Below are 21,855 nucleotides of genomic sequence, written 5' to 3'. Positions count from 1 at the left end.
GCAGTCATCCAATCCTAAACCAACAAAGCGACTGAAGGACAGACGGTCATTTACCTGCTCTTCGACCTCGCCGTCACTCAAGCCATACCATGTACGAAGAAGTTCGGTCTTGAACAACACAAGGCTGTCATAGCTTGGACGACCAGTGGGACGGTTGCCTTTGGTGTAAGCAATTTCAATAAGTCCACGAATGGGATTCCAGTCGATTATCTGATCAATTTGAAAGAAAAAGGTCTGTTTAACCTTACGATGACCAACTATTAGGTCAGCAAAACTCGGAGAAGAAGGACGTTGTTTCATACTATAAAGGTACAAAAATATGATGAAATGAGCAAACTTTGAACAATGAGTTTTGCAGAGGTCTCAGGGTGTAACAGCGTGAATAGTTGGAAAGGATGCACGGTGTGATGCTTACAAACTTTAAATCCTTCTTTATACCCTTGCCTTAGCGACAATAAATAAAAGAACCATCAGGAATATTACCAAGAAAACATAAAAGAATAATCCCAATCGATATTCTTTCTTTGTCAGTAACGCCTCGTGTTCTTTCATTTTTCGTTCAGGAAATAAAAACCACGCCAAAGAATATAAAGGTACAACTAAAAGTGCACCTATTAGATACATTTCTCCTTTCGAGTCTGCATGCCAAATATCAAATATACTCTTGGTATCTAATAAACATATTATTAGAAAGTAAATAAATATAAAAAGTACGAGGATGTTGCTTAGTGTAGCAAAATACGGGATACTCTTATTAAATCCCCTCATGTTATAACGATATAAACTTGCTATAATTTTATACATAGATGCTCATTAAATAATCATTAAACAAAAATCTTGGTACAAGTGATGCTGTCTCGTTTCAGATTTTATTGTGTTGCGTTTTTTTCTTGTGATCTACGATTCTTATGCTTAGCTGCCAACTCCTTAAGTGGAAGTTGGGAATAGATGCGTCAAATTTTACTTTTTACAAAGTTATTAAGATAAGTTTATAAAATATTGAACTCCGTAATGATCAAAGTTAATGTTATAGTTAGAATTTTGTAACTTCACAAAGTTTTTTTAAGACTTTATTTCGATTCTTCTCTTGATGGGGACGTGCTGGAGGGTTATGTTAAGGTATAAATAATATATCACTCTGTCAAACAATTAGTTATAAATTTACAGAAAATTCTTTCTTTAGAATATACCATACGACCAGATATGTTCTTTTGGACAATTCTCTTATTAATTTTTCCATTTTCACCTATGGTATATTCATAGATTTGAATAGTACAATGAGGCGATTCCACTTTGTTCATATCGTTAGGATTATTCATCACGCCTTGTTCTACTATTAACTTGAACGGATGAATGGTTCCAAAAAATTCCACAGCATGAATATCGCTACCATGTGAAATAGTTGCAAAATCAATTAGTTTCCCTGTTTTTGAGTACACCAACAAAACGTCTTCAGCATAAGGATATTCATTGATATGCGGAATATCACATAACTTCGAAACAAATACAATAACATATTTGTTTGAAGGTATTCTCCGACCATACCTATACCATAAACCTTTTGTTGTACAATTACAGTTTAGTTTCTTTGGAAGATATTTGGACACGGTATTTTTGTTAATTTCCACACTGTCTTTGGTGAAAAAATAAGCATTAAATTCTTTTTGCTCATATGGCATAAAATGACTGATATAATTATTAAAATCTTTATTACTTTGAGCAACGACAGGAAGAATACTCCAGATGAGAAGTAAAATAAGTAGTTTCTTCATAGAGAATGTTAATTTATTGATTGGTTTGCAATTACTATTTGCTGAAACGAACATTGGTTACTACGTAATCATGATTTTTTTTTATCAAGCGTTTTATAAATACCCACCAATCTTGCATCTTTAACTGTCAAAGTGTTGGGTAGATTCCACTTCAAAATTCAACTACGTTTGCAAACTTACGAAAAAAGTCTCACTTGATATTCTGAATCCCAATATTTTTCTTGGTCTGGCATTTATTTTATTTTGAGCAAGAGTCGTGAGATGAGACTTAAAAAATACTCATTTATTTTGTGAGTTGTTACAATTAGCGTACCTTTGTATTAAATCAAGCAGAGCTTGTTTGTCTTCGGCTTGCATCATCAATAAAACAACGAAAAGAGTCAACCATGAACTTAAAAGTGCGTTTGGCGGCCATGAACTTTTTGGAGTTCGCCGTTTGGGGATCATATCTTACCTGTATGGGCATTTATTTGACGAATATTGGAATGGCGTCAAATATCGGAATCTTTTTCGCCATGCAGGGCATCGTGTCTATATTTATGCCTGCATTGATGGGTATCATTGCCGACAGGTGGATACCCGCACAACGACTTTTGGGGGTGTGTCATTTGCTTGCGGGGTTGTTTATGTTTGGTGCTGCTTATTATGGATATATGCAAGGTAGTGCGGCAGAGTTTGGTGTTCTCTTTACATTGTATTCATTGAGTGTAGCGTTTTATATGCCGACCTTAGCCTTATCCAACTCGGTAGCATACACTGCGCTGACACAAGCAAGGATGGATACGATTAAAGATTTTCCACCCATTCGTACCTTTGGCACTATTGGATTTATTTGTGCCATGTGGTTTGTAGATATCATGGGATTTAAGAGCAACCAAAACCAATTTGTGGTGAGTGGGGTTTTGAGTGTACTCCTTTTCTTATATACCTTTACCTTACCTAATTGTCCTGTCAGTAAGCATCATGAGGCTACCTCTTTGGTGGATGCTTTTGGGTTGCGCGCTTTCTCCTTATTTAAGGATAAGCACATGGCTATCTTCTTTATCTTCTCCATGTTATTAGGAGTAAGTTTGCAGATAACCAACGGTTTTGCCACTCCCTTTATAGAAAGTTTCAAATCGATACCAGCCTATGCTGATTCGTTTGGTGTAAAATACCCTGTCATCTTATATTCTTTGTCGCAAGTGAGTGAGACGCTGTGTATTTTAATGATTCCTTTCTTTATGAAAAGGTATGGCATCAAGAACGTGATGTTGATAGCGATGTTTGCTTGGGTACTCAGATTTGGTTTACTCGGTTTAGGTAATCCAGGGAGTGGCGTGTGGATGTTTTTACTCTCCATGATAATATATGGTGTGGCATTTGACTTCTTTAATATAAGTGGGTCGCTATATGTAGACCAAGCTACACCACACTCTCTTCGTTCCAGTGCACAGGGATTGTTTATGTTGATGACCAATGGAATAGGTGCCACGGCAGGTTCGTTTGCTGCTCAAGCTGTCGTTACTTCGCATACGGTGAATGGCGTGACAGATTGGCCTATATGCTGGTATATTTTTGCAGGCTATGCTTTGGTAGTAGGTATTTGCTTTGGTTTCATGTTTAGACCTAAAAAAGAAGTGAAAGTATGAATAAAATACGGCTAACTGTTAAAAGTGTGACAGAAATAGTGGGTAACAAGGATGTGGGATTGGTGGTACTTGTAGATGAAAATGAGCAACGCCAAATCGCTATTCCTTGCGACTATCAGATGTTGTACCAGTTGCAGTTGCGAATACAAAATATCCCTATTACACCTTTGTTATTGCCAGAGGTGCTATGGCACGTAGTGCGGAATGAAACAACTGCTGACTTTGAAATTCTTATCCATGATGTGATAGATGGTCAATATCGGTGTTTGTTGATGAACAATTCGACATTTGAGCCTTATACGATAAGGGTGAGCGATGCTTTGTTGCTCTCCTTGATTAGTAAAACGCCCATTTATATGGATGAGAATTTGATGAAGAAACAAAGTGTTGCTTTTAAGAAGGATTCTAAAGGGATGTCTATTCCTCTCAACACGCTGACTGATGATATGCTGAGAAAAGCATTAAATAAAGCCATTGAAGAAGAAAATTACGAAATGGCATCACACTTGAGAGACGAAATGAAAAGACGCAATTTACTTGATACAGATGACAAAAAATGAAAGAAGTTAGGTATTTTTTTGTTCCTGATGCCGACCACGTCAACGAACTTCCTACAAGTGAAGCACTCCACGCATTACGCGTACTAAGACTATCGAGTGGAGATGAGATGTTTCTCATGGATGGCGTTGGAAATTTTTATCGAGCAATAGTTACGATTGCTTCAACCAAGCATTGCTTCTATGAAATACAGGAAACTCTACCGCAACAAAAAAGCTGGCGTGGACATATACATTTGGCAATTGCACCTACCAAGACGATGGAGCGTATAGAATGGATGGTTGAGAAGATGACAGAGATAGGATTTGATGAAATCACGTTCTTGAATTGTCAATTTTCTGAACGCAAACAGATACGTCCAATCCGGTTAGAGAAGATTGTGATAGCAGCAATGAAACAAAGTAGAAAACCTTGGAAGCCAATTGTTAATCCAATGGTTTCGTATAAGAATTTTATTCATCATCAAACCAATGGACATCGCTATATCGCACACTGCTACCCAGAGATTGAACGCAAAGATTTGCTCACTACGCTCCACCAAATGACAGACGATGACGATATAACTATCTTGGTAGGTCCTGAAGGTGACTTCTCTGTTGATGAAGTGAAATTAGCCGAACAAGCAGGGTTTGAATCAATCTCACTTGGGAAAAACCGACTTCGCACTGAAACCGCTGGACTGATGGCAGTTGCGATGACCCAAATGTTTAGACGTTGTTACCCATAAACTTTTATTTCTACAATGAAATTCTCTTACACCTATTCTTTAGTAGCAATCATCTTCTCTGTGTTGTTATTCACAGGATGTGCCAATGAAAGCTATCAGCAAGCCATTCCTAAGGAGTCTACAGCATTGGTATCTTTTGATGCCAACCAGATGAGTGGCATCAATAATAAAACACTTCTCAGAACCATTCTCAAGATGAAAAATCTTGATGAGAGTGGAATAGACTTCACGCAAAAGATTTATCTTTTTACATCTCCTGATGGAAATCTTGGTATTTGCGCCAAAGTGGATAATGCTGACAAAATATCAACGATGCTCCAACGTATGGGGAGCGAATCCGCTTCATTTAGGGATGCGTTCTTTTCTACAATTCGTGATTCGTGGATGGTGGGATATAACAAGCAGTCGTTGTTAATCATGGGACCTATTCCACTGACGAAGCAAGAAGAAGCGAAAGCCACCATTGCCAAATACTTGCAACAAGACGAAGAAGAAAGTATCTTGGCGTCGCCGATATACCAAGTTTTAGACTCTTTGGACAGTCCTATGACGTTAGTGGCACAAGCACAAGCCTTGCCCGATAAAATCATTGCCCCTTTGATGCTTGGAGCTCCAAAGGATGCAACGACAACAGATGTCTTGATAGCTGCCAAGATGAAAGTAGAGAAGGGATGTTGGTATGTAGAAGGTTCACCGTTTTCGTGGAATAAGCGTATTAACCAAACGATACAAGAGTCGAAAAAGATTTATCGTCCTATTCAAGGCAAATACATAGAAGCAATGCCAGATACAGCATTGTTTGGAATGTTTGTTAACGTAGATGGAAAGCAGTTTTTACCCATATTGCAGAATAATAAAAGCTTACAAGTGCTACTGACTGGAATCAATCAAGCCATTGATTTAGATAACATTATTCGAAGTGTCAACGGAGATATGAGTGTGGTGATTCCTCAATATGAGCAGCAAAACATCAGTATCTCGATGGCGGCTCAATTAGCACATTCCAAATGGTTGGCAGATGTAGATTACTGGAAGCAGTCTGTTCCTGCGGGTGGGAAGCTAACAGATTGGAACAAGCATGCTTTTGTATATACGAATGGCAAAACAAGATTTTTCTTTGGTGTTACTGACAGTCTGCAATTTTACAGTGGAGCAACTCCGCAAGAGGCATCCAATTCAATAAAGGCATCCAATCATCCGTTTGAGAGTTCAATACTCCATCAGATAAAGGGTGAAAAGATGGTGATGATTATCAATGTGAGGGATTATCGCAACGAAAGGCTTAGCATGATAACAGATTTGCTCAGGCCTGTTTTTGGAAACATACATACCCTCGTGTATAAACTCAATTAACTCGTGGAATCGATTCTTTTTGACCATGTAATGCCACACGTTTTTGAAAAAACGGAAGGCTTACAATCCGAAGTTTGGAACAAACATATCACCTTAGAGAAAGGTAAGAATTACCTGATTGAAGCACATTCAGGCAAAGGAAAAAGTACTTTTTGCAGTTATGTAATAGGGTATAGACACGATTATGCTGGCTGTATCTTGTTTGATCAACAGGACATTAGCAGTTTCAATATTCGTCATTGGATAGATATTCGAAGACATCATATCAGTTATATGTTTCAAGAACTTCGACTATTTCCTGAATTGACGGCTTGGGAGAATGTTGAGATTAAGAATAACATGACCAAGTATAAATCGAAGAGCGAGATAATGGGCTGGTTCGAAGCATTAGGTATTGCAGACAAGACGAATGTTCAAGTCTCTAAAATGTCTTTTGGACAACAGCAGCGAGTGGCAATGATGCGTGCCTTAGTTCAGCCTTTCGACTTCTTGTTGGCAGATGAACCCATTAGTCATCTTGACGATATGAATGCGAAGGTGATGCAAGACCTCATGATGACAGAAGTAAACAAGCAAGGAGCAGGTGTCATTATTACCAGTATCGGTAAACACATGCCTGCTTTATACGATAAGATGATACGATTATGAAGTTAGTTTGGAAACTGTTGAAGCAGAATATGAGTATCCCACAATTTGTTGGATTCTTTTTTGCAAGTCTTTTTGGGATGTTTATAGTGTTGTTTGGCTATCAATTCTACCGTGATGTTTTGCCTTTCTTCCAAGATAAAGACAGTTTCATGAAGAGCGATTATCTCGTTATCAGTAAACGTATAGATACCAACACATCGTTTAGTGGTAGGACAAACAATTTTTCCTCATCAGAAATAAATCATCTTTCTCAACAACCATTTATACAAAAAGTGGGTTCCTTTCATTCAGCTAATTATCAATCAGAGGTAAGTATGGATGTTCAAGGAAATCGTCTCTTTGACTCCGAGTTCTTTTTTGAAAGTATTCCAGACGCTTTTGTAAATGTTCCTTTATCAGAATGGAAGTATGATGGTAAAGACGATATCGTGCCTATCATATTCCCTAAATCGTATTTGGCGATGTATAATTTCGGCTATGCAAGAAATCATTCGCTGCCAAAGATTTCTGAAGGTTTAGTGGGTATGCTTGATGTACAAATCCATATCCGTGGAAATGGACAAGAACAAACACTAAAAGGAAAGGTGATAGGCTTCTCCAGCCAACTCAGTACCATTTTGGTTCCAGAAAGTTTTATGGTGTGGAGTAACCAAAGATTCTCATCAACTCCTCAAAATGAACCTAATCGACTCATCGTAGATGTAGCGAATCCCACAGATACACAATTCTCACAATACTTAGAAAAAAAAGGATATGAAGTAGAAAACAGCAATTCTTCTGCAGAAAAGATGGCTTATTTCTTTCGCCTGATTGTAGTGATAGTGATGATGATAGGATTAATCATATCCGTATTGAGCTTTTATATTTTGATGTTAAGCATTTATCTTTTGGTACAAAAAAATACTTCTAAGCTACAAAATTTGATGCTCATAGGATATAGTCCATCACAAGTTGCACAACCTTATCAGCTTCTGACCTTGTCACTTCATGGACTTGTGTTCGTACTTGCGATAGGAATTTTAGCAATCGTTCGCCCCTTGTACATGGATGTATTGTATAATCTGTTGCCCAGTCTTGATAATGGCGGTCTTGGTCCAACTTGCTTATTGGGCGTAGTTCTATTATTTGGCGTCACAGCCATTAACAGTTGGATTATTCGAAATAAGATGGCATCTATCTGGAAGAGCAATACAGTTCATTGAATACATTTGTGGAATGCGTATGATCCTCAATATTTGATTCTTGCTGCTGTGTAACTCTTTGAATTGTTAAGTTCTAAGACAAGTGGTAAAACAAGCAACAACATTCTTTCAATGTGAATAATATCAATAAATGTCGATAAATTCTCAGTTGCATACATTTTAATAAAAACGTAACAACTTTATCGATATTTTTAGCTAAATTTGCAATCGTAATCTGTATTACACGATATTTTACCGCATTATTCATTAAAATTTATCAAACAAAATGCAGAAAAGAATTCTTTTTCTGGTGAGCATGATGATGATAGTTTGTCATTCTATCATGGCTCAGGTTACAACTTCTTCCATGAATGGTAAGGTTACACTTAAGGGAACGGGTGAACAACTCGTCGGTGCTACCATTCAAGCGGTTCACGAACCTTCTGGAACGCGTTATGGAGCAGTGACGAATGTAGATGGTCGTTTCAATATTCAAGGTATGCGTACAGGCGGACCATACAAGGTAACAGTAAGTTATGTTGGTTATCAAACTAAGACTTACACGGGCATTAAGTTACAATTGGCCGAAGTTTACAACCTGAATGTTGAGCTCTCTGAGGATGCAGCACTGTTAGGAGAGGTTGTTGTAAGTGCTACGGCTTCGAAGTTTGCTGCCGAAAAGACTGGTGCTTCTACCAACATCAACAAGTCGCAGATAGCAAATTTGCCGACAGTAAGCCGAAGTATTACTGATATCACACGCTTGTCTCCTTATGGCGGCAACGGTATGAGCTTTGGAGGTGTAGACGGTCGTACTGCGAACTTTACGGTAGACGGTGCCAACTTCAATAACAATTTTGGTTTGAGTCCCTCACTTCCTGGTGGAGGAAATCCTATTTCAATAGAGGCTATCGAAGAGTTACAAGTGGTTGTTGCACCATACGATGTGCGACAAACAAACTTTATTGGTGGTGGTGTTAACGCAATTACCAAATCTGGTAACAACCAGTTTCAAGGAACGGCATATGTATATCATGAAAACGAGAACCTTAGAGGAGACGCTGTAAAAAGGCAACAAATATCTGGAGCTCGCGAAAAGGATCAGAAGACTACCTACGGTTTTACGCTCGGAGGTCCAATTCTTAAGAATAAATTGTTCTTCTTTGTTAATGCCGAGGCTATTAACATCCCTACGATAGTGAACCGTTGGAGAGGTTCTGCTAAGGGCATTGCAGACCCTGACAACTTTATCTCTCGTACATCTTTGAAGGATTTGCAGACAGTGTCAGACTTTGTCAAAAACAAATATGGCTATGACACAGGTTCTTACACCGATTTCCCTGCCGACAAGAATAATTATAAGCTGTTGGCACGTATCGATTGGAACATTACCGACCAACATCGTTTGGCTTTGCGTTATAACTATACAAAGAATCAAAACTGGATTTCTCCTAATGCTTCTTCTATGGACGGTGGTACACGTATGTCAGAAGCTCGCTTGTCAAAAGCGTCTATGGCTTATGCTAATTCGATGTATTCCATGGATAACTTGGTGCATTCGTTCTCGTTTGATTTGAATAGTAGATTATCAGAAAACTTATCAAACCAATTATTGGCTACCTATTCTAAATTGGATGATGTTCGTGGTACTAATTCAAGTGAATTCCCCTTCATAGATATCCTTAAAGATGGACAAGCTTATTTGTCGCTTGGATACGAGTTGTTTACTTGGAACAATGCTGTTCATAATAATGTATGGAACGTGAAAGATGAGTTGACCTATTACTTGGGCAAACATAAGATAATAGGAGGCTTGGCTTATGAATATAAAATGGCTGATAACTCTTATATGCGTAATGGTACGGGATATTATCGCTATACTTCTTTAGATGATTTTCTGAATGGAGGTACACCTGAAATTGTGAACCTTACCTACGGTTATGATGGCGAAAAAGCCCCCGCAGCTCGTGTACGTACCAACAAGTACAGTCTCTATGCACAAGACGAATGGTCAATGACCGATAACTTTAAGTTGACATACGGATTGCGCATTGATAATTTGGTTTTCGATAACAAAGATTTGATTGCCAATAAAGCAATCAATGACTTAGACTTTAATGGTCGACACCTTGACACTGGCAAGTGGCCTAATGCCAACTGGATATTCTCTCCACGTGTTGGATTCAGCTGGGATGTTTTGGGTAATAAGACGCTGAAAGTACGTGGCGGTACAGGACTGTTTGCAGGAAATCTGCCACTTGTATTCTTTACCAACATGCCAACCAATGGTGGTATGGTGCAATACAATGCACACATCAATGCAGGCATTGCTGCCAAACGAGGTTTTGACATGACACAGTTTGCAGGTGGATTGGTAACAGACGGAGAGGGGAGAGCCACACTATCAGCTCTTTACGATAAGTTGGCTTCTTTAGGTTATCCCACAACAATCAAACCTGAAGATGGTGTAGTGCCTTCGTCAGTGGCTGGAATCGCTTCTGATTTTAAGATGCCACAGGTATGGAAAACTTCCATTGCAGTTGATTACCAACTCCCGATTCCTTTCCCTACCACGCTGACAGGCGAATTAATTTTCAACAAATCTATTAACGAGACCTCTATCTCTGATTGGAGCATTCCTTCAGTAGGAGGCTTTGCACGCTTCAATGGCGTAGACAACCGACCTATTTATCCCACAGGATATCATACCAACACCAGTGCCTTCGTTCTTGAGAATACCAGTCGTGGATATGGCTGGATAGGAAACATTACATTGAACACTCAACCTAACGAGTGGTTGGATTTCACAGCTGCTTATACGCACACGGTGTCTAAAAACGTAACAGGTATGCCTGGTTCTAATCCTGAGTCAGCATTTACCTATGTTCCTACGGTTGAAGGACCTAACCACATTCGTTTGCACAATTCACAGTATGTTACTCCCGATCGCTTAATGGCATCTGCAACCATTCATGACAAGAGTGGCAACCACTATGGTTTCTTCTACGAGGCATGGCGAGGCGGAGCCAACTACTCTTACATGACGGTGAATGATATCAATAGCGACGGATATAATTACGATGCCCTATACATTCCTACCGATGAACAAGTAGCGAACAATGATTTCAGATTTGTTTCTGAAGATGATAAGACCCGTTTCATGGATTATGTGCATAACAATAACTATCTCAAAAAGCATCAGGGCGAATATGCAGAGGCTTACAGTCTGTATTCTCCATGGGTTCACCGCATCGACTTTAGTTATAAGCACGATTTCAAAGTTAACATTGGTAACACCAAACACAAACTGCAACTCAGTTGTGACGTCAAGAATCTCATGAATCTTTTCAACTCCAGTTGGGGTGTAGCAAAGTATTTGAATCCTGCTATTGGTGCTGAAGCACGAATCCTTAAATTCGAAGGTGTAGACAAAGAAGGTTATGCCACTTACTCAACTCCTTCGTCCATACAAGGCAATACCGAAACCTTCACACCAAGTTACTCTCTCGGACAGTGCTGGTATGCCTCCATTGGTATTAAATATACATTTAATTAATTCATATAGTTGAAAAATTGAAAACATGAAACTAAAATATATTTTTCTTACATTCGTTGCCTTTATAGCTCTTGGGTTCACCAGCTGTGAAGACAATAAAGACATCACACTGTTAGATGCAGTTCAGGTTTCCTCCTCTTATGTGTCGATACCTGTTGAAGGTGGAGAATCTGCTATCATCGTGAAAGCATCAACGGATTGGACGATGGAAAAAGTCGTCACCAAAACAGACTCTGTTAAATGGCTTTCTATCACGAAGGGCAAAGACAATGAGGGTAATGAGGTGCTCACTTTCAAAGCCGAAAAGGCTTTGGATGGACGCTCTGCACAAGTACTTATCCATTGTGCTGGCGAGACTCAATACGTGAATGTCATTCAGGGCTTGTCAAAGAAAGAAGTCGTAACCGTCGCTAATGTGCTTGCTGGTCCTGTCGGCAAGACCTATCGAGTGAAAGGTATTGTATCTTCTATCAGCAATACGCTCTATGGCAACTGGATTCTTAAAGACAAGACGGGAGAGATTTTGATTTATGGCACGAAAGACAATAAAGGTAATAAGAAGAATTTTGCAAGTCTTGGAATTGAAGTGGGTGATGAAGTCACGGTAGAAGGACCTAAAAAGATTTATGGCTCAACCATAGAGTTAGTAGATGTTGATGTACTCAATATCGTTAAGTCTTTGATAAAAGTCGACTCCGTCTTTAACGACACAATAGCCGTTGGTGGAGGCGAAACGACCGTTCATCTCACTTGTAAGGGACAAGGTGTATCGGTAGAAATACCCGAATCGGCAAAATCTTGGCTCGCTATCTCTTCCATTCAGTCGAGAGGTACTAATGCCGTTGTCAAGTTCATGGCAACTGCTAATACAGGTGGAGACCGCCATTGCAAGATTATCTTCCATACCACAGACGGAAAGAAAGATTATACCTCTTCAGCTACCATTGTGCAGTTGGGAGCTATCGTAAAGGCATCTGTAGCCAACTTCCTTGCTGCACCTGTGGGTGAAACACAATATAGACTAACTGGCATTGTCACTAAGATAAAAAATGCAGAGTATGGCAACGTTTATCTGAAAGATTTTTCTGGCGAAGTCTATGTTTATGGACTGCATGGATTCAAAGGCAAGGATGTTAAAGAAGGCGACATCATCACCGTTGTGGGTAAGCGTGGCGAATACAAAGGAACCCCACAGATGGTCAAAGGAGCTTTGGAAAATGTTAAACACGTTACGCCTATTACCATTGCAGATGTGCTGAAAAAGTCGGATAGCAAAGAAGTTCATTATTTGGTGACAGGTACAATTAAAGAAATAAAGAATGCTGATTACGGCAACATGACATTGAAAGATGGAGATAGCGAAATCTATCTATATGGATGCTACCCAGGTTATGGTGCAACTGACGATGCTCGTAAGGGGGCTGTTGGTAAACTTGGACTCAAGGTAGGCGACAAACTTACGGTCATCGCCACAAAATCAACTTTCAAAGGTACGGCACAATTGGCTAATGGCGTTTACTACAAACACGAATCAGCCAAGTAATCGCTGACTTTATTCTGTTACAAACTTATATAGGTGCATTCTCAAAAGGATGCACCTATTTTAATCTGTACCCACAATCCTGAGTTTTTCTTCCATTGATTTTGTATTTTTCTATATTTTATATACTTTTGTATGACCAATAAAAATCAAAAAAATAGACTATGGTTATCGATTTCGAACAGATTAAAGAACAGGTCATTCAGGGCTTTAAGGGTGGAGTAGGAGAATTAAGAACGAAAAGTTTTGCAGACGATAAGTGCAAAATAATGCTCTCTACACTGAAGCCAGGAGCAAGTTCAGGACTACATACACACGAACAGAACTGTGAAATTATTTATGTGTTGGACGGAACATTGACCTTTCATTACTATCAAGAGATTGAAACTGTGCATGCAGGTCAGGTACATTACTGTCCGATGGGACACCAGCACTATATGGAAAATCTCACGAGTACTGATGTGAAATATTTTGCCATCGTTCCAGAGCATCACTAATTGGCATTGAGTTGCTCTCGAGGTATGCTAATGATAGTGTCATTTTTATGCCTCGCATTACTAATTGTTGATAAAATTCTATCGAGAACCCAAAAAGAAATGGTAACTTTGCCGTTGCTATGGAGAAACAAATGATAAAAAACGGGCGTCCTCAAATTGCGATTATCGATTCCAATACGCTTGCAATTTTAGGATTACAGCAAATATTGCAGGATGTGTTTCCAATTATGGAAGTATCTACTTTCAATTCCTTTGATGAATTGAGTCAAAACTTTCCTGATTCTTTCTTTCACTATTTTGTATCGGTGAGCATTGTTTTAGAAAATAGGGGCTTTTTCCTTGACCGACGTAGAAAGACCATTGTCCTTACCACTTCTAATGATCCAATGACCCAACTAACGGGGTTTCATAGCATTTGTGTGAATGTTCCAGAGGATGAACTTGTTCGCTCTGTTCTCATGCTCGAACAGCATGCGCATGGTACGGGGCAACACCTTCCACCTTTACCCAAAGTGCTAAAGAAAAAAGTCCTGTCTGACCGTGAAATAGAAGTGTTGTCTTTAATAGTGCAAGGCTATATCAACAAGGAAATAGCCGATCGATTAAATATCGGAATGACAACGGTTATTACCCACCGCAAAAATATCATGGAGAAATTAGGGGTGAAGAGTGTCTCTGCTTTAACCATTTACGCCGTAACGCATGGGTATGTAGACATCAACAATATATAATGGTTCAGCGTCTGTACAGATTTGCTTGCAGACCTATTTTTGGGCATTTCAGTTAAGTTTGTGATTACAAGAAAGGAGCTAACAAATGTGCAAACCAACCTCGAAATTTCTGCCATGGACTCCTAAACTCATCCCAACTCTTTGGCGTCAACAGAAAACTGTATTTCTTGTCTCGGTCAAAAAGATTGTCTAATTGTTTCGTTGTACACCGATCAAGGATAACGGCATTGTTCTCATAGTCATACCTTAAACTTCTCGCATTAAGGTTGGCACTCCCTACCGTACAGAATTTTCCATCCACCGTCATCACCTTTGTATGGTGAAACCCATCGGTAAACATCCATACCCTTGCCCCTTGCTTCATGAGTTGATGCGCATTATAAAATCCGCAATCGGGGGTCAAGGGGATGTCGCTACTGGTAGAAAGCATGATTTCTACTTTCACACCACGGTGAATTGCATTTCTCAGCGCTTTTTTGATGCCACGATTGAGCGTGAAGTAGGGGTTGATAATCTTCAAACTGTCACGAGCAGCATTGATTGCCTCAACATAAAAGTCCCGAATGATTTTGTTACTTATTCTTGGTTCACGATTGATCATCCCAACTGTTTTATGCCCAGCAGAGTCACAAGTGTCGGGGTTTAAGCCCTCTATGTAATCTCGACTTCTGTGTCCTCTGTAATACTTGGAACCGTGTACGTTTTGTTTTGCCGTTTTGTTCCACATTTTTAGGAAAATACTTTGCAAAGTGTTTACCGCAAGTCCTTCGATGCGACAGTGCATATCGTTCCATTTTCCAACTTGTTTCGTACCTTTTATATAATAATCAGCCACGTTCATTCCCCCAGTGTAACCCACTTCGCCATCAATCACCACAATTTTTCGATGATCTCTACTTAGTGCATGATTCACCCAAGGGAAGGTAATAGGATCAAATTTATAAATCTCGATGCCCTTTGCACGTATGGAGTCGATGTGTCGCTTCTTTAAGGGACGGTTATTCGAGGCATTTCCAAAGGCATCAAAAAGTGCCCTCACCTCAACTCCTTCACTTGCCTTTCGCTCAAGAAGTTGAAATAAAAGGCTTGCTATCGAGTCGTTTCTGAAGTTAAAGTATTCGAGGTGTACACTACTTTTGGCTTGTTCAATGGCTTTGAACAGATCATCAAACTTTTCTTGTCCATTGGTCAAAAGGGTTACCTTGTTATCGTGTGTGAATGTAACGCCTTCCTTGCACAACGCTTGAGCAATGATGGAGTCGGATGATTGTGCTCTTGTGGTGACACAAAAAGCTATACTTAGAATAAATAAAACTGTCCTCAAATTTTCTTACCTTGTCTTACTAAATCATGCACGAATAGTGGTCTACTATTCCTAATAAATGGTTTGCTTCGTCCACTACCAACACAGTATGTATCTTATACTGATGCATGATTCGTTGTATTTCCGTTATTTTTGTACTGGGCGCTACGGTTTTCGGATTTGTTGTCATGATATCGCTCACCGTTTTGTCGAAAAACTGCGCTTGCCATTTCTCCATGGCTCGCCTGATGTCGCCATCTGTAATCAAGCCCACTACTTGTTCGTTCTCTAACGACACACCCAATCCCAATTTGCCTTTGCTTACATGAATTATAGCATCACCAAGATGCATCTCCTTGGGAATGATAGGAAGATTGTCCGAACGCATCACATCTGCGGCTGTGGTGAGCAATCGTTTACCCAATTCACCTCCTGGGTGAAACTGCGCAAAATCCTTTGGCTTGAATTTTCTTACCTTCATTAAGGCAATTGCCAATGCGTCACCCATGGCAAGTGTTGCTGTAGTACTACTGGTTGGTGCCAAGTTCAGCGGACAAGCCTCTTTCTTCACCGAGCAAAGAATATGGGTTGTGGAATATTTAGCCAGTAAGGAGTGGGCGTTTCTGCTGATAGATACCACGGGTACTTTCATGTGTAGCACCATGGGCAGAAAGCGCAACAGCTCGTCTGTCTGTCCGCTATTGCTCAAAGCCAACACCACATCGTCGGGTGTCATCACTCCCAAATCACCGTGATAGACATCCAACGGATTGATAAAGAACGCCGGAGTGCCTGTCGAAGACAATGTTGCGGCTATCTTTGCACCGATATGACCACTTTTTCCTACCCCCGTTACAATGATTTTTCCTTTGCAGTTGAACATCAGTTCGACTGCCTTTTCAAAGTGTTCATCTAACTGTGGGATGAGTTCTAACAACGCTTGGGCTTCATCCTTGATACATTGTGCAGCAAAATCTTTCGTCTGTTTCAGTAAGTTGTTCGTATTCTCGTCCATATCCTAATATCGTTTCCTCTTGGTGTCAGAATGGTTTATGCTTTCAACAAGTCTTGTATAATCAACTCAAGTTGGTCGAGCGCTATCATGTTGGCTGCATCGCTAAGACCTTCGTCGGGCGTGGGATGTGTCTCGAAGAAATAACCTGTCGCCCCAAAAGCTTTGGCTGCTTTTGCCATAGAGGGTACAAAGTGCCTGTCGCCAATCGTCTTTCCGTTACCCGCACTTGGTCTTTGCACGCTGTGGGTACAATCCATGATGACCGTGTCTACCAGTTCGAGCATGTCGGGAATATTTCTAAAATCAACAATTAAATTGTTATATCCAAAACAGTTACCACGTTCGGTGAGCCACACCTCGTTGGCACCGCTCTCACGTACTTTCTCAACGGGATATTTCATGTCCTTTCCGCTCAAAAACTGGGCTTTCTTGATGTTCACCACCTTGCCCGTTTTGGCGGCTGCAACCAACAGGTCGGTTTGTCGACAGAGGAAGGCAGGGATTTGCAAGATGTCGCACACCTGTCCTGCGGCTTCTGCCTGATAGCTCTCGTGAATGTCGGTAGTGATGCGCAGGTGGTACTTTTTCTTTACCTGTTCCAGCATTTGCAGTCCTTTTTCGAGACCGGGACCCCGAAATGAGTGTATAGACGTTCGATTTGCCTTGTCGAACGACGCTTTGAAGATAATCTCTGTACCCAAGCGCTGATTGATTTCAACCAGTCTTGAAGCCACTGTTTCCAGCAGTTCCCACGATTCGATGACGCAAGGGCCTGCTATAAAAATGGGATGCATAAAATAATATGATATTTAGATTACAAAGGTACAGAAATCACGCATAAAAGCCAAAGCTTTAACGTTTGTTTGCGCTAATCGCACAGCTCTTTCATTGAAGACCAATATTTTTACATCGAAAAAACATCCACTAAACAGCGTTTGTAAAATTGGAACTACACTGCATAACAAAATAATTAATGCTGACCAACTTATGGGAATGTTATTGTGTATTGCCTCAAGTCACATTGTTGGGTAAGGGGATATTGTAGGCAGAAGTGGGTGCTTCAAGTTCAAATTATCTGCAAATTCAGTAATGAGAGGACGTGTAAACGCAATAAGGACGTTCAAGGGCTTAGTTGCGGATTTGAGGCAGATAAAAGAAATTTTGGATTTTGGATAGATTCTGATTATACAATGAAAGACTATTGTAAACTTGATATTCAAATGATAACGGAACAAGAGTTTAACAATTTATGGAACTCTGTCGATTATGATAGAAAAAAAGGTGAATTTAAACCTGTTCATAGCTTCTGACAGGGTGTCCAAACAAAACATTCATCCTTGTTTGAAGAGTCGCATTGTGGGGTGTTGTTATATTGTCAATATGGATGAGAATGGTACGGTGAGGACTTTTCTTGCCTTCACGGACAATATAGGGAGCATCCTCTCCGTTATGCATGAGGAACGCTTCCTCTGAACTCGTATGAACTGCTGATAGTCGCTCTCATCATCTTTGGCAGTCACGTGCATTGAATGATTTGTTTTTAGCGAATGATGGAATTCAAGGCTTGAACGCATTACTATTAAAAGGAAACTTTGTCGATGAAAGGAATTATTATGAAGATTTTGTCAACTATTATCCATGGTGGGATACGCGTCCTGTATGGTAGTGTATTTCTTGTTTTTTGTACCTATATGTTCACTTCCTGCGTTATAGACACAGTGACCTCATTTGGCATAAGGAATAGTTCTAATGACACTCTTTATATCGAGCTTTCAGAGTCAGATTCTCCTGGTGATTTAATATATTGGTGCGAGGATTCGATTGATTTGATGCCTCCTGCTTGGGTTGCAGACACAACCGAGATATATATCAATAACAAAAAAGTAATCATAGATAAACGTTTCTATGCATTGCCAGACTCAACTGTGTTGGTAAGTCCATACTCATTTGACACTAAAGATACTTGCTATATATATGCTATAAAAAAGCAGATAATTGAACGTTATACATTAGATAAAATCCGTGAGAGAAAACTCTATGACCGACAGGTTGTAACCAAGAGAGATTTCCATGATCGCTTCTTCGATTACAGGCCTGTGGGTATGTCACCAAATTCACATTAGGCAGTCTTTTGGAATGTACAAGTGTCAATGTGGCAGAGATGCCTCAGATTTTGGCGTACTTAGGTAATCGTAATACGAAGAATGATAGATATATGGCTATCGTCATCAGAGATAACGGCACGGTGAGACATTATCTTGCCTTCTCGGACAATTTAGGGAGCATCCTCTCCGTTATGGATGAGATGTTGCAAAGGTTTATGCAGTGCTTCACTGTCAAAAAGATTCTCCTATGTTAAAAATAAAATTAGTTTCACGAATAACAATAGCGTCTACATTCTTAATTTGTCAGATGCTGTCATCTTGCATCCCTGGATTTGACACGGTACATTCCATAAAAGTTAAAAATTGCACGCGCGACACATTGATTATAGGTGGATCTTTATATAATTGCTTTGACAGTGTAGATGTTTTTTTAGAAGCGAGTAATGACACTGCATCTTCTAGTTTTACCAGTATTGACGAGTTCGGGTATTTGAATATTCATGGAAATCTCATTTTACCAGACTCTATTGGCAGAACGACATATTCGTCATTGTTTAATCGCAATCATACAGGGTACCTATTCATAATCAAATTAAGCAATGCAAGAAAATATGCATGGGCTGATATAGGCAAACACAAACTTTATGACATAAAAGTGGTAACTGCAAATGATGAATTACAATACAGCAATAAGATTATAGAAGTTAATAGTTCTAAATAACAAGGTCTTTGAGAATAAATAGCATTTCTCTGAAATTTACCAAGTTACTACTGCTATTTGTTGCTCTCATCATCTTTGGCAGTCACGTGCATTGAATGATTTGTTTTTAGTGAATGATGGAATTCAAGGCTTGAACGCATTACTATTAAAAGGAAACTTTGTCGATGAAAGGAATTATTATGAAGATTTTGTCAATAGTTACAGAGGGTGGGCTACACATTAAATGGCTTGTGCTTTACATGATTTTTATGTTATCTGTCATATCTTGCGATACGGGATTCATACTTCCGTTAGATAACAACAAGTTTAGCTATAACATATCTTTATCGGAGGACAGTAGGGTTAAGGTCAGCAGTATGTACTTCGGTGGCTGGCATTACCTTCTCTTTGATTTAAAAGGAGAATATGTAATGAATCCCGATTCCTTAAAATTGGAATTTTGCGATAAGAATATAAAGATAGGGAAATCATTACCCTTTTCTGCAACAAATACATATAAAAAAAATAATACACACGTAAAGAATCGTTTAATTTCAGTACAATTACGCCATGAACGTAAAGATAAAGTTCAAGCACCCTATGAGCCTTTAGTCTTATTTGTTTTACCATCAAATTTCATAATGAGTAATGATAAAAGAGTACTCACTGATTCTTTGAGAATAGTATTGAGGAGACCAAAGAAAAAATAACTGTAGAAATTAACTGTTTTAACACCGTTTCAATATCGGTACCGTCAAGAAAAACAGTATTATGAAGAAAAAGAATATATGGTAAATACATTTATAATATAGAAAGATTCATGAAGAATAGCAGAAAAGTAACTTCTGAGGAAATGGCTCTCATTGCATTCTTGGCTAATAAAGCTAATTTTCATTTGGAAAGTGATTGGAAAAATCATATTGCAGCCTATCCTCTCACAAAGGAGATAATAGGTAGTATCGGACTTTTAAGAGACTATATGCAAGAATATACTCGAAAACGAAGTCGCGTAATCTCTTGTTGTAAATTTTATGACACAGATAATATTGAAGTCGCAGCATATCTTTTAGTAGATTTGAAGGATATGCTTTATGAGTTGGATTTGTGGAAGGTTGATAATTCCAAAATTCATCAGATCCCTCCTGTTGATAGTATGGAAGACATTCAGCAGATATAAAATCTGTAGTGAAAATTGATTTGTTTTTAGCGAATGATGGAATTCAAGGCTTGAACGCATTACTATTAAAAGGAAACTTTGTCGATGAAAGGAATTATTATGAAGATTTTGTCAACTATTATCCATGGTGGGATACGCGTCCTGTATGGTAATAAATTAAAGCATTGTTTGTTTGTTTTAATACTACCTTACTTTTTATGTTCTTGCGATATATGGCATAATCTAACATTCGAAGGACAGTCCCATCCGTTTATCTGTATAAAGACAGATATGGGAACGATACGGATTAATTGTATGTATTTTCGGGGCAGTTATTATTTAGAATATTATATGAAAGGTGAGTGTACTGTGAATTACGACTCCCTTAAATTGCAGACTAATGATGATAATTTAGTGATTCATAACTACTTGCCTCTTAAGGGTGTTCGCACGTATAAACTGCGAAAGGAAGAGTATCTCTCTATTCCTTTAGGATTTGAACGTAAAGATATATCCCTTGCCATAGTAAATCCCTTGGTGTTGTCTATCCTGCCATCAGACTTCATCACAATTAATGGTCAACGAATAACCAATGACACTTTGCGAGTAGAGTTGAAACACGGCTTAAAAGGTCATAGATGATTATGAAGCACGCAATATCACTTTGCCAGTGCTTTTGTCTCGGGCGCAGCGTCCTCTGGCATTGGCTCCTTCGCCCAGGGCGTGAACATGAATCCGGCACTGATGATTGCTTCCACAACCGTTATGGGTGGCGTGGTAGCCTGGGCCACAGGAGGTGATTTTCTGCAAGGAGCGATGCAGGGGATGACGATTGGCTTGTTTAATCATGCCATGCATGATGACCCACCATCAATTAGCACTCAACAGGAAGACCAAAATTTACAAAACATGTTACCAGAGGTTGTCGTAACTGCAAAACGAATCTCAGTAGGAACATTAATAACGAAGATCGTGTATGCTGGAACTTTAGTCAATAAATATAGGTCTCAGGGCACCCATACGATGTATTATGGTGATAAACAGGTATTTTCATGTAATGCAGTAAGTGGAGCCTCCAACTGCAAAAGTTACACAATTCCTGATGGAGATTGGTATGTTGTTTCAATCAGTAACAGGAGCGAACCGAGGTTTACAAGCAATGGTGTTGGATTTACCGCCAATATTGATCCCGATCCTTTCTATGATAGTCATGCGGGTCGAAATCGCCAATACATAAGAATTCATCCTGCTCGTTCAAATGGAACAAATGGATGCATAGGTTTAAGGGCAAATAAAGCTCAACTAATTAGAGCTAGAGATCTTATTAGAAACTCTCTAAATAAAAAATTGACAATTAAACTCCATGTCCAAATTGGAGGAAT

Annotated in this window: 22 protein-coding genes and 1 pseudogene; 18 read left to right on the top strand and 5 right to left on the bottom strand. The window is 39.3% G+C overall.

What is annotated here, in order from left to right; genetic code table 11:
• A partial coding sequence (locus tag BN35_RS12425) for a transposase (RefSeq protein ID WP_044071592.1) occupies window positions 1–300 on the bottom strand: 300 nt, incomplete at its 3' end.
• An 833-nt stretch (window positions 301–1,133) separates the two neighbouring features.
• Window positions 1,134–1,772: a hypothetical protein gene (locus tag BN35_RS12415; protein WP_025072786.1), complete on the bottom strand. Its 639-nt coding sequence runs from the start codon at window positions 1,770–1,772 to the stop codon at window positions 1,134–1,136.
• A gap of 386 nt (window positions 1,773–2,158) precedes the next feature.
• Between BN35_RS12415 and BN35_RS12410 the strand changes: the two genes are divergently transcribed.
• The 10 genes from BN35_RS12410 (at window position 2,159) to BN35_RS12365 (ending at window position 14,194) form a co-directional block, all read left to right on the top strand.
• On the top strand, window positions 2,159–3,403 hold the full coding sequence (locus BN35_RS12410; protein WP_025072787.1) for an MFS transporter: 1,245 nt from the start codon (window positions 2,159–2,161) through the stop codon (window positions 3,401–3,403).
• Window positions 3,400–3,963 carry a bifunctional nuclease domain-containing protein gene (locus BN35_RS12405; RefSeq protein WP_025072788.1) on the top strand — a complete coding sequence of 188 codons (564 nt, stop codon included), beginning with the start codon at window positions 3,400–3,402 and terminating at the stop codon, window positions 3,961–3,963. The genes BN35_RS12410 and BN35_RS12405 overlap by 4 nt, the downstream gene beginning before the upstream one ends.
• Window positions 3,960–4,688 (top strand): 16S rRNA (uracil(1498)-N(3))-methyltransferase, encoded by a 729-nt coding sequence (locus BN35_RS12400; protein ID WP_025072789.1) that lies wholly within the window; start codon window positions 3,960–3,962, stop codon window positions 4,686–4,688. Before BN35_RS12405 ends, BN35_RS12400 begins: the two co-directional genes overlap by 4 nt.
• 15 nt (window positions 4,689–4,703) lie before the next feature.
• Window positions 4,704–6,041 carry a DUF4836 family protein gene (locus BN35_RS12395; RefSeq protein WP_025072790.1) on the top strand — a complete coding sequence of 446 codons (1,338 nt, stop codon included), beginning with the start codon at window positions 4,704–4,706 and terminating at the stop codon, window positions 6,039–6,041.
• 3 nt (window positions 6,042–6,044) lie between these two features.
• Window positions 6,045–6,689, top strand: a complete 645-nt coding sequence (locus BN35_RS12390) for an ATP-binding cassette domain-containing protein (protein WP_025072791.1) — start codon at window positions 6,045–6,047, stop codon at window positions 6,687–6,689.
• Window positions 6,686–7,891 carry an ABC transporter permease family protein gene (locus BN35_RS12385; protein ID WP_025072792.1) on the top strand — a complete coding sequence of 402 codons (1,206 nt, stop codon included), beginning with the start codon at window positions 6,686–6,688 and terminating at the stop codon, window positions 7,889–7,891. The genes BN35_RS12390 and BN35_RS12385 overlap by 4 nt, the downstream gene beginning before the upstream one ends.
• A gap of 265 nt (window positions 7,892–8,156) precedes the next feature.
• A complete protein-coding gene (locus tag BN35_RS12380) occupies window positions 8,157–11,426 on the top strand; it encodes a TonB-dependent receptor (RefSeq protein ID WP_028901248.1) in 3,270 nt (1,089 codons plus the stop codon).
• A gap of 25 nt (window positions 11,427–11,451) precedes the next feature.
• Window positions 11,452–12,969 (top strand): BACON domain-containing protein, encoded by a 1,518-nt coding sequence (locus tag BN35_RS12375; RefSeq protein WP_025072793.1) that lies wholly within the window; start codon window positions 11,452–11,454, stop codon window positions 12,967–12,969.
• A gap of 161 nt (window positions 12,970–13,130) precedes the next feature.
• Entirely contained in the window at window positions 13,131–13,463 is a 333-nt protein-coding gene (locus BN35_RS12370) for a cupin domain-containing protein (protein WP_044071590.1), read from the top strand.
• 131 nt (window positions 13,464–13,594) lie between these two features.
• A complete protein-coding gene (locus BN35_RS12365; protein ID WP_231564438.1) occupies window positions 13,595–14,194 on the top strand; it encodes a helix-turn-helix transcriptional regulator in 600 nt (199 codons plus the stop codon).
• Window positions 14,195–14,258: 64 nt separating this feature from the next.
• Here BN35_RS12365 and BN35_RS12360 read toward each other — a convergent pair whose 3' ends face one another.
• Genes BN35_RS12360 through kdsA form a run of 3 tightly spaced genes read right to left on the bottom strand, consistent with a single transcriptional unit; the run spans window position 14,259 to window position 17,306 of the window.
• Entirely contained in the window at window positions 14,259–15,518 is a 1,260-nt protein-coding gene (locus tag BN35_RS12360) for a phospholipase D-like domain-containing protein (RefSeq protein WP_025072796.1), read from the bottom strand.
• Window positions 15,519–15,537: 19 nt separating this feature from the next.
• A complete protein-coding gene (locus tag BN35_RS12355) occupies window positions 15,538–16,512 on the bottom strand; it encodes a KpsF/GutQ family sugar-phosphate isomerase (protein WP_028901247.1) in 975 nt (324 codons plus the stop codon).
• Window positions 16,513–16,547: 35 nt separating this feature from the next.
• Entirely contained in the window at window positions 16,548–17,306 is a 759-nt protein-coding gene (gene kdsA, locus BN35_RS12350) for a 3-deoxy-8-phosphooctulonate synthase (protein WP_025072797.1), read from the bottom strand.
• A 193-nt stretch (window positions 17,307–17,499) separates the two neighbouring features.
• Between kdsA and BN35_RS14260 the strand changes: the two are divergent.
• From BN35_RS14260 to BN35_RS13770, 8 genes and pseudogenes are all read left to right on the top strand, one after another.
• Window positions 17,500–17,688 (top strand): annotated as a pseudogene (locus BN35_RS14260) (hypothetical protein).
• Between the two features lie 90 nt (window positions 17,689–17,778).
• Complete coding sequence (locus tag BN35_RS13375; RefSeq protein WP_028901246.1) at window positions 17,779–17,985, top strand: hypothetical protein; 207 nt, start codon at window positions 17,779–17,781, stop codon at window positions 17,983–17,985.
• Window positions 17,986–18,110: 125 nt separating this feature from the next.
• Complete coding sequence (locus tag BN35_RS12340) at window positions 18,111–18,635, top strand: hypothetical protein (protein WP_025072799.1); 525 nt, start codon at window positions 18,111–18,113, stop codon at window positions 18,633–18,635.
• A 38-nt stretch (window positions 18,636–18,673) separates the two neighbouring features.
• Window positions 18,674–18,871, top strand: a complete 198-nt coding sequence (locus tag BN35_RS14255; RefSeq protein ID WP_025072800.1) for a hypothetical protein — start codon at window positions 18,674–18,676, stop codon at window positions 18,869–18,871.
• A 631-nt stretch (window positions 18,872–19,502) separates the two neighbouring features.
• Window positions 19,503–20,027 (top strand): hypothetical protein, encoded by a 525-nt coding sequence (locus tag BN35_RS14250; RefSeq protein WP_025072802.1) that lies wholly within the window; start codon window positions 19,503–19,505, stop codon window positions 20,025–20,027.
• A gap of 110 nt (window positions 20,028–20,137) precedes the next feature.
• A complete protein-coding gene (locus tag BN35_RS12320; RefSeq protein ID WP_025072803.1) occupies window positions 20,138–20,494 on the top strand; it encodes a DUF6984 family protein in 357 nt (118 codons plus the stop codon).
• 270 nt (window positions 20,495–20,764) lie between these two features.
• Window positions 20,765–21,115, top strand: a complete 351-nt coding sequence (locus BN35_RS12895) for a hypothetical protein (RefSeq protein WP_145992960.1) — start codon at window positions 20,765–20,767, stop codon at window positions 21,113–21,115.
• 87 nt (window positions 21,116–21,202) lie between these two features.
• On the top strand, window positions 21,203–21,855 hold a 653-nt coding region (locus BN35_RS13770; RefSeq protein ID WP_036909236.1), incomplete at its 3' end, for a L,D-transpeptidase family protein.

This window comes from Hoylesella timonensis 4401737 = DSM 22865 = JCM 15640, assembly GCF_000455445.1.
In the GTDB taxonomy this organism is placed as follows: Bacteria; Bacteroidota; Bacteroidia; order Bacteroidales; family Bacteroidaceae; genus Prevotella; species Prevotella timonensis.
The sequence above is the reverse complement of the archived record's forward strand: the minus strand, read 5'-3'. Positions and strand labels throughout refer to the sequence as shown.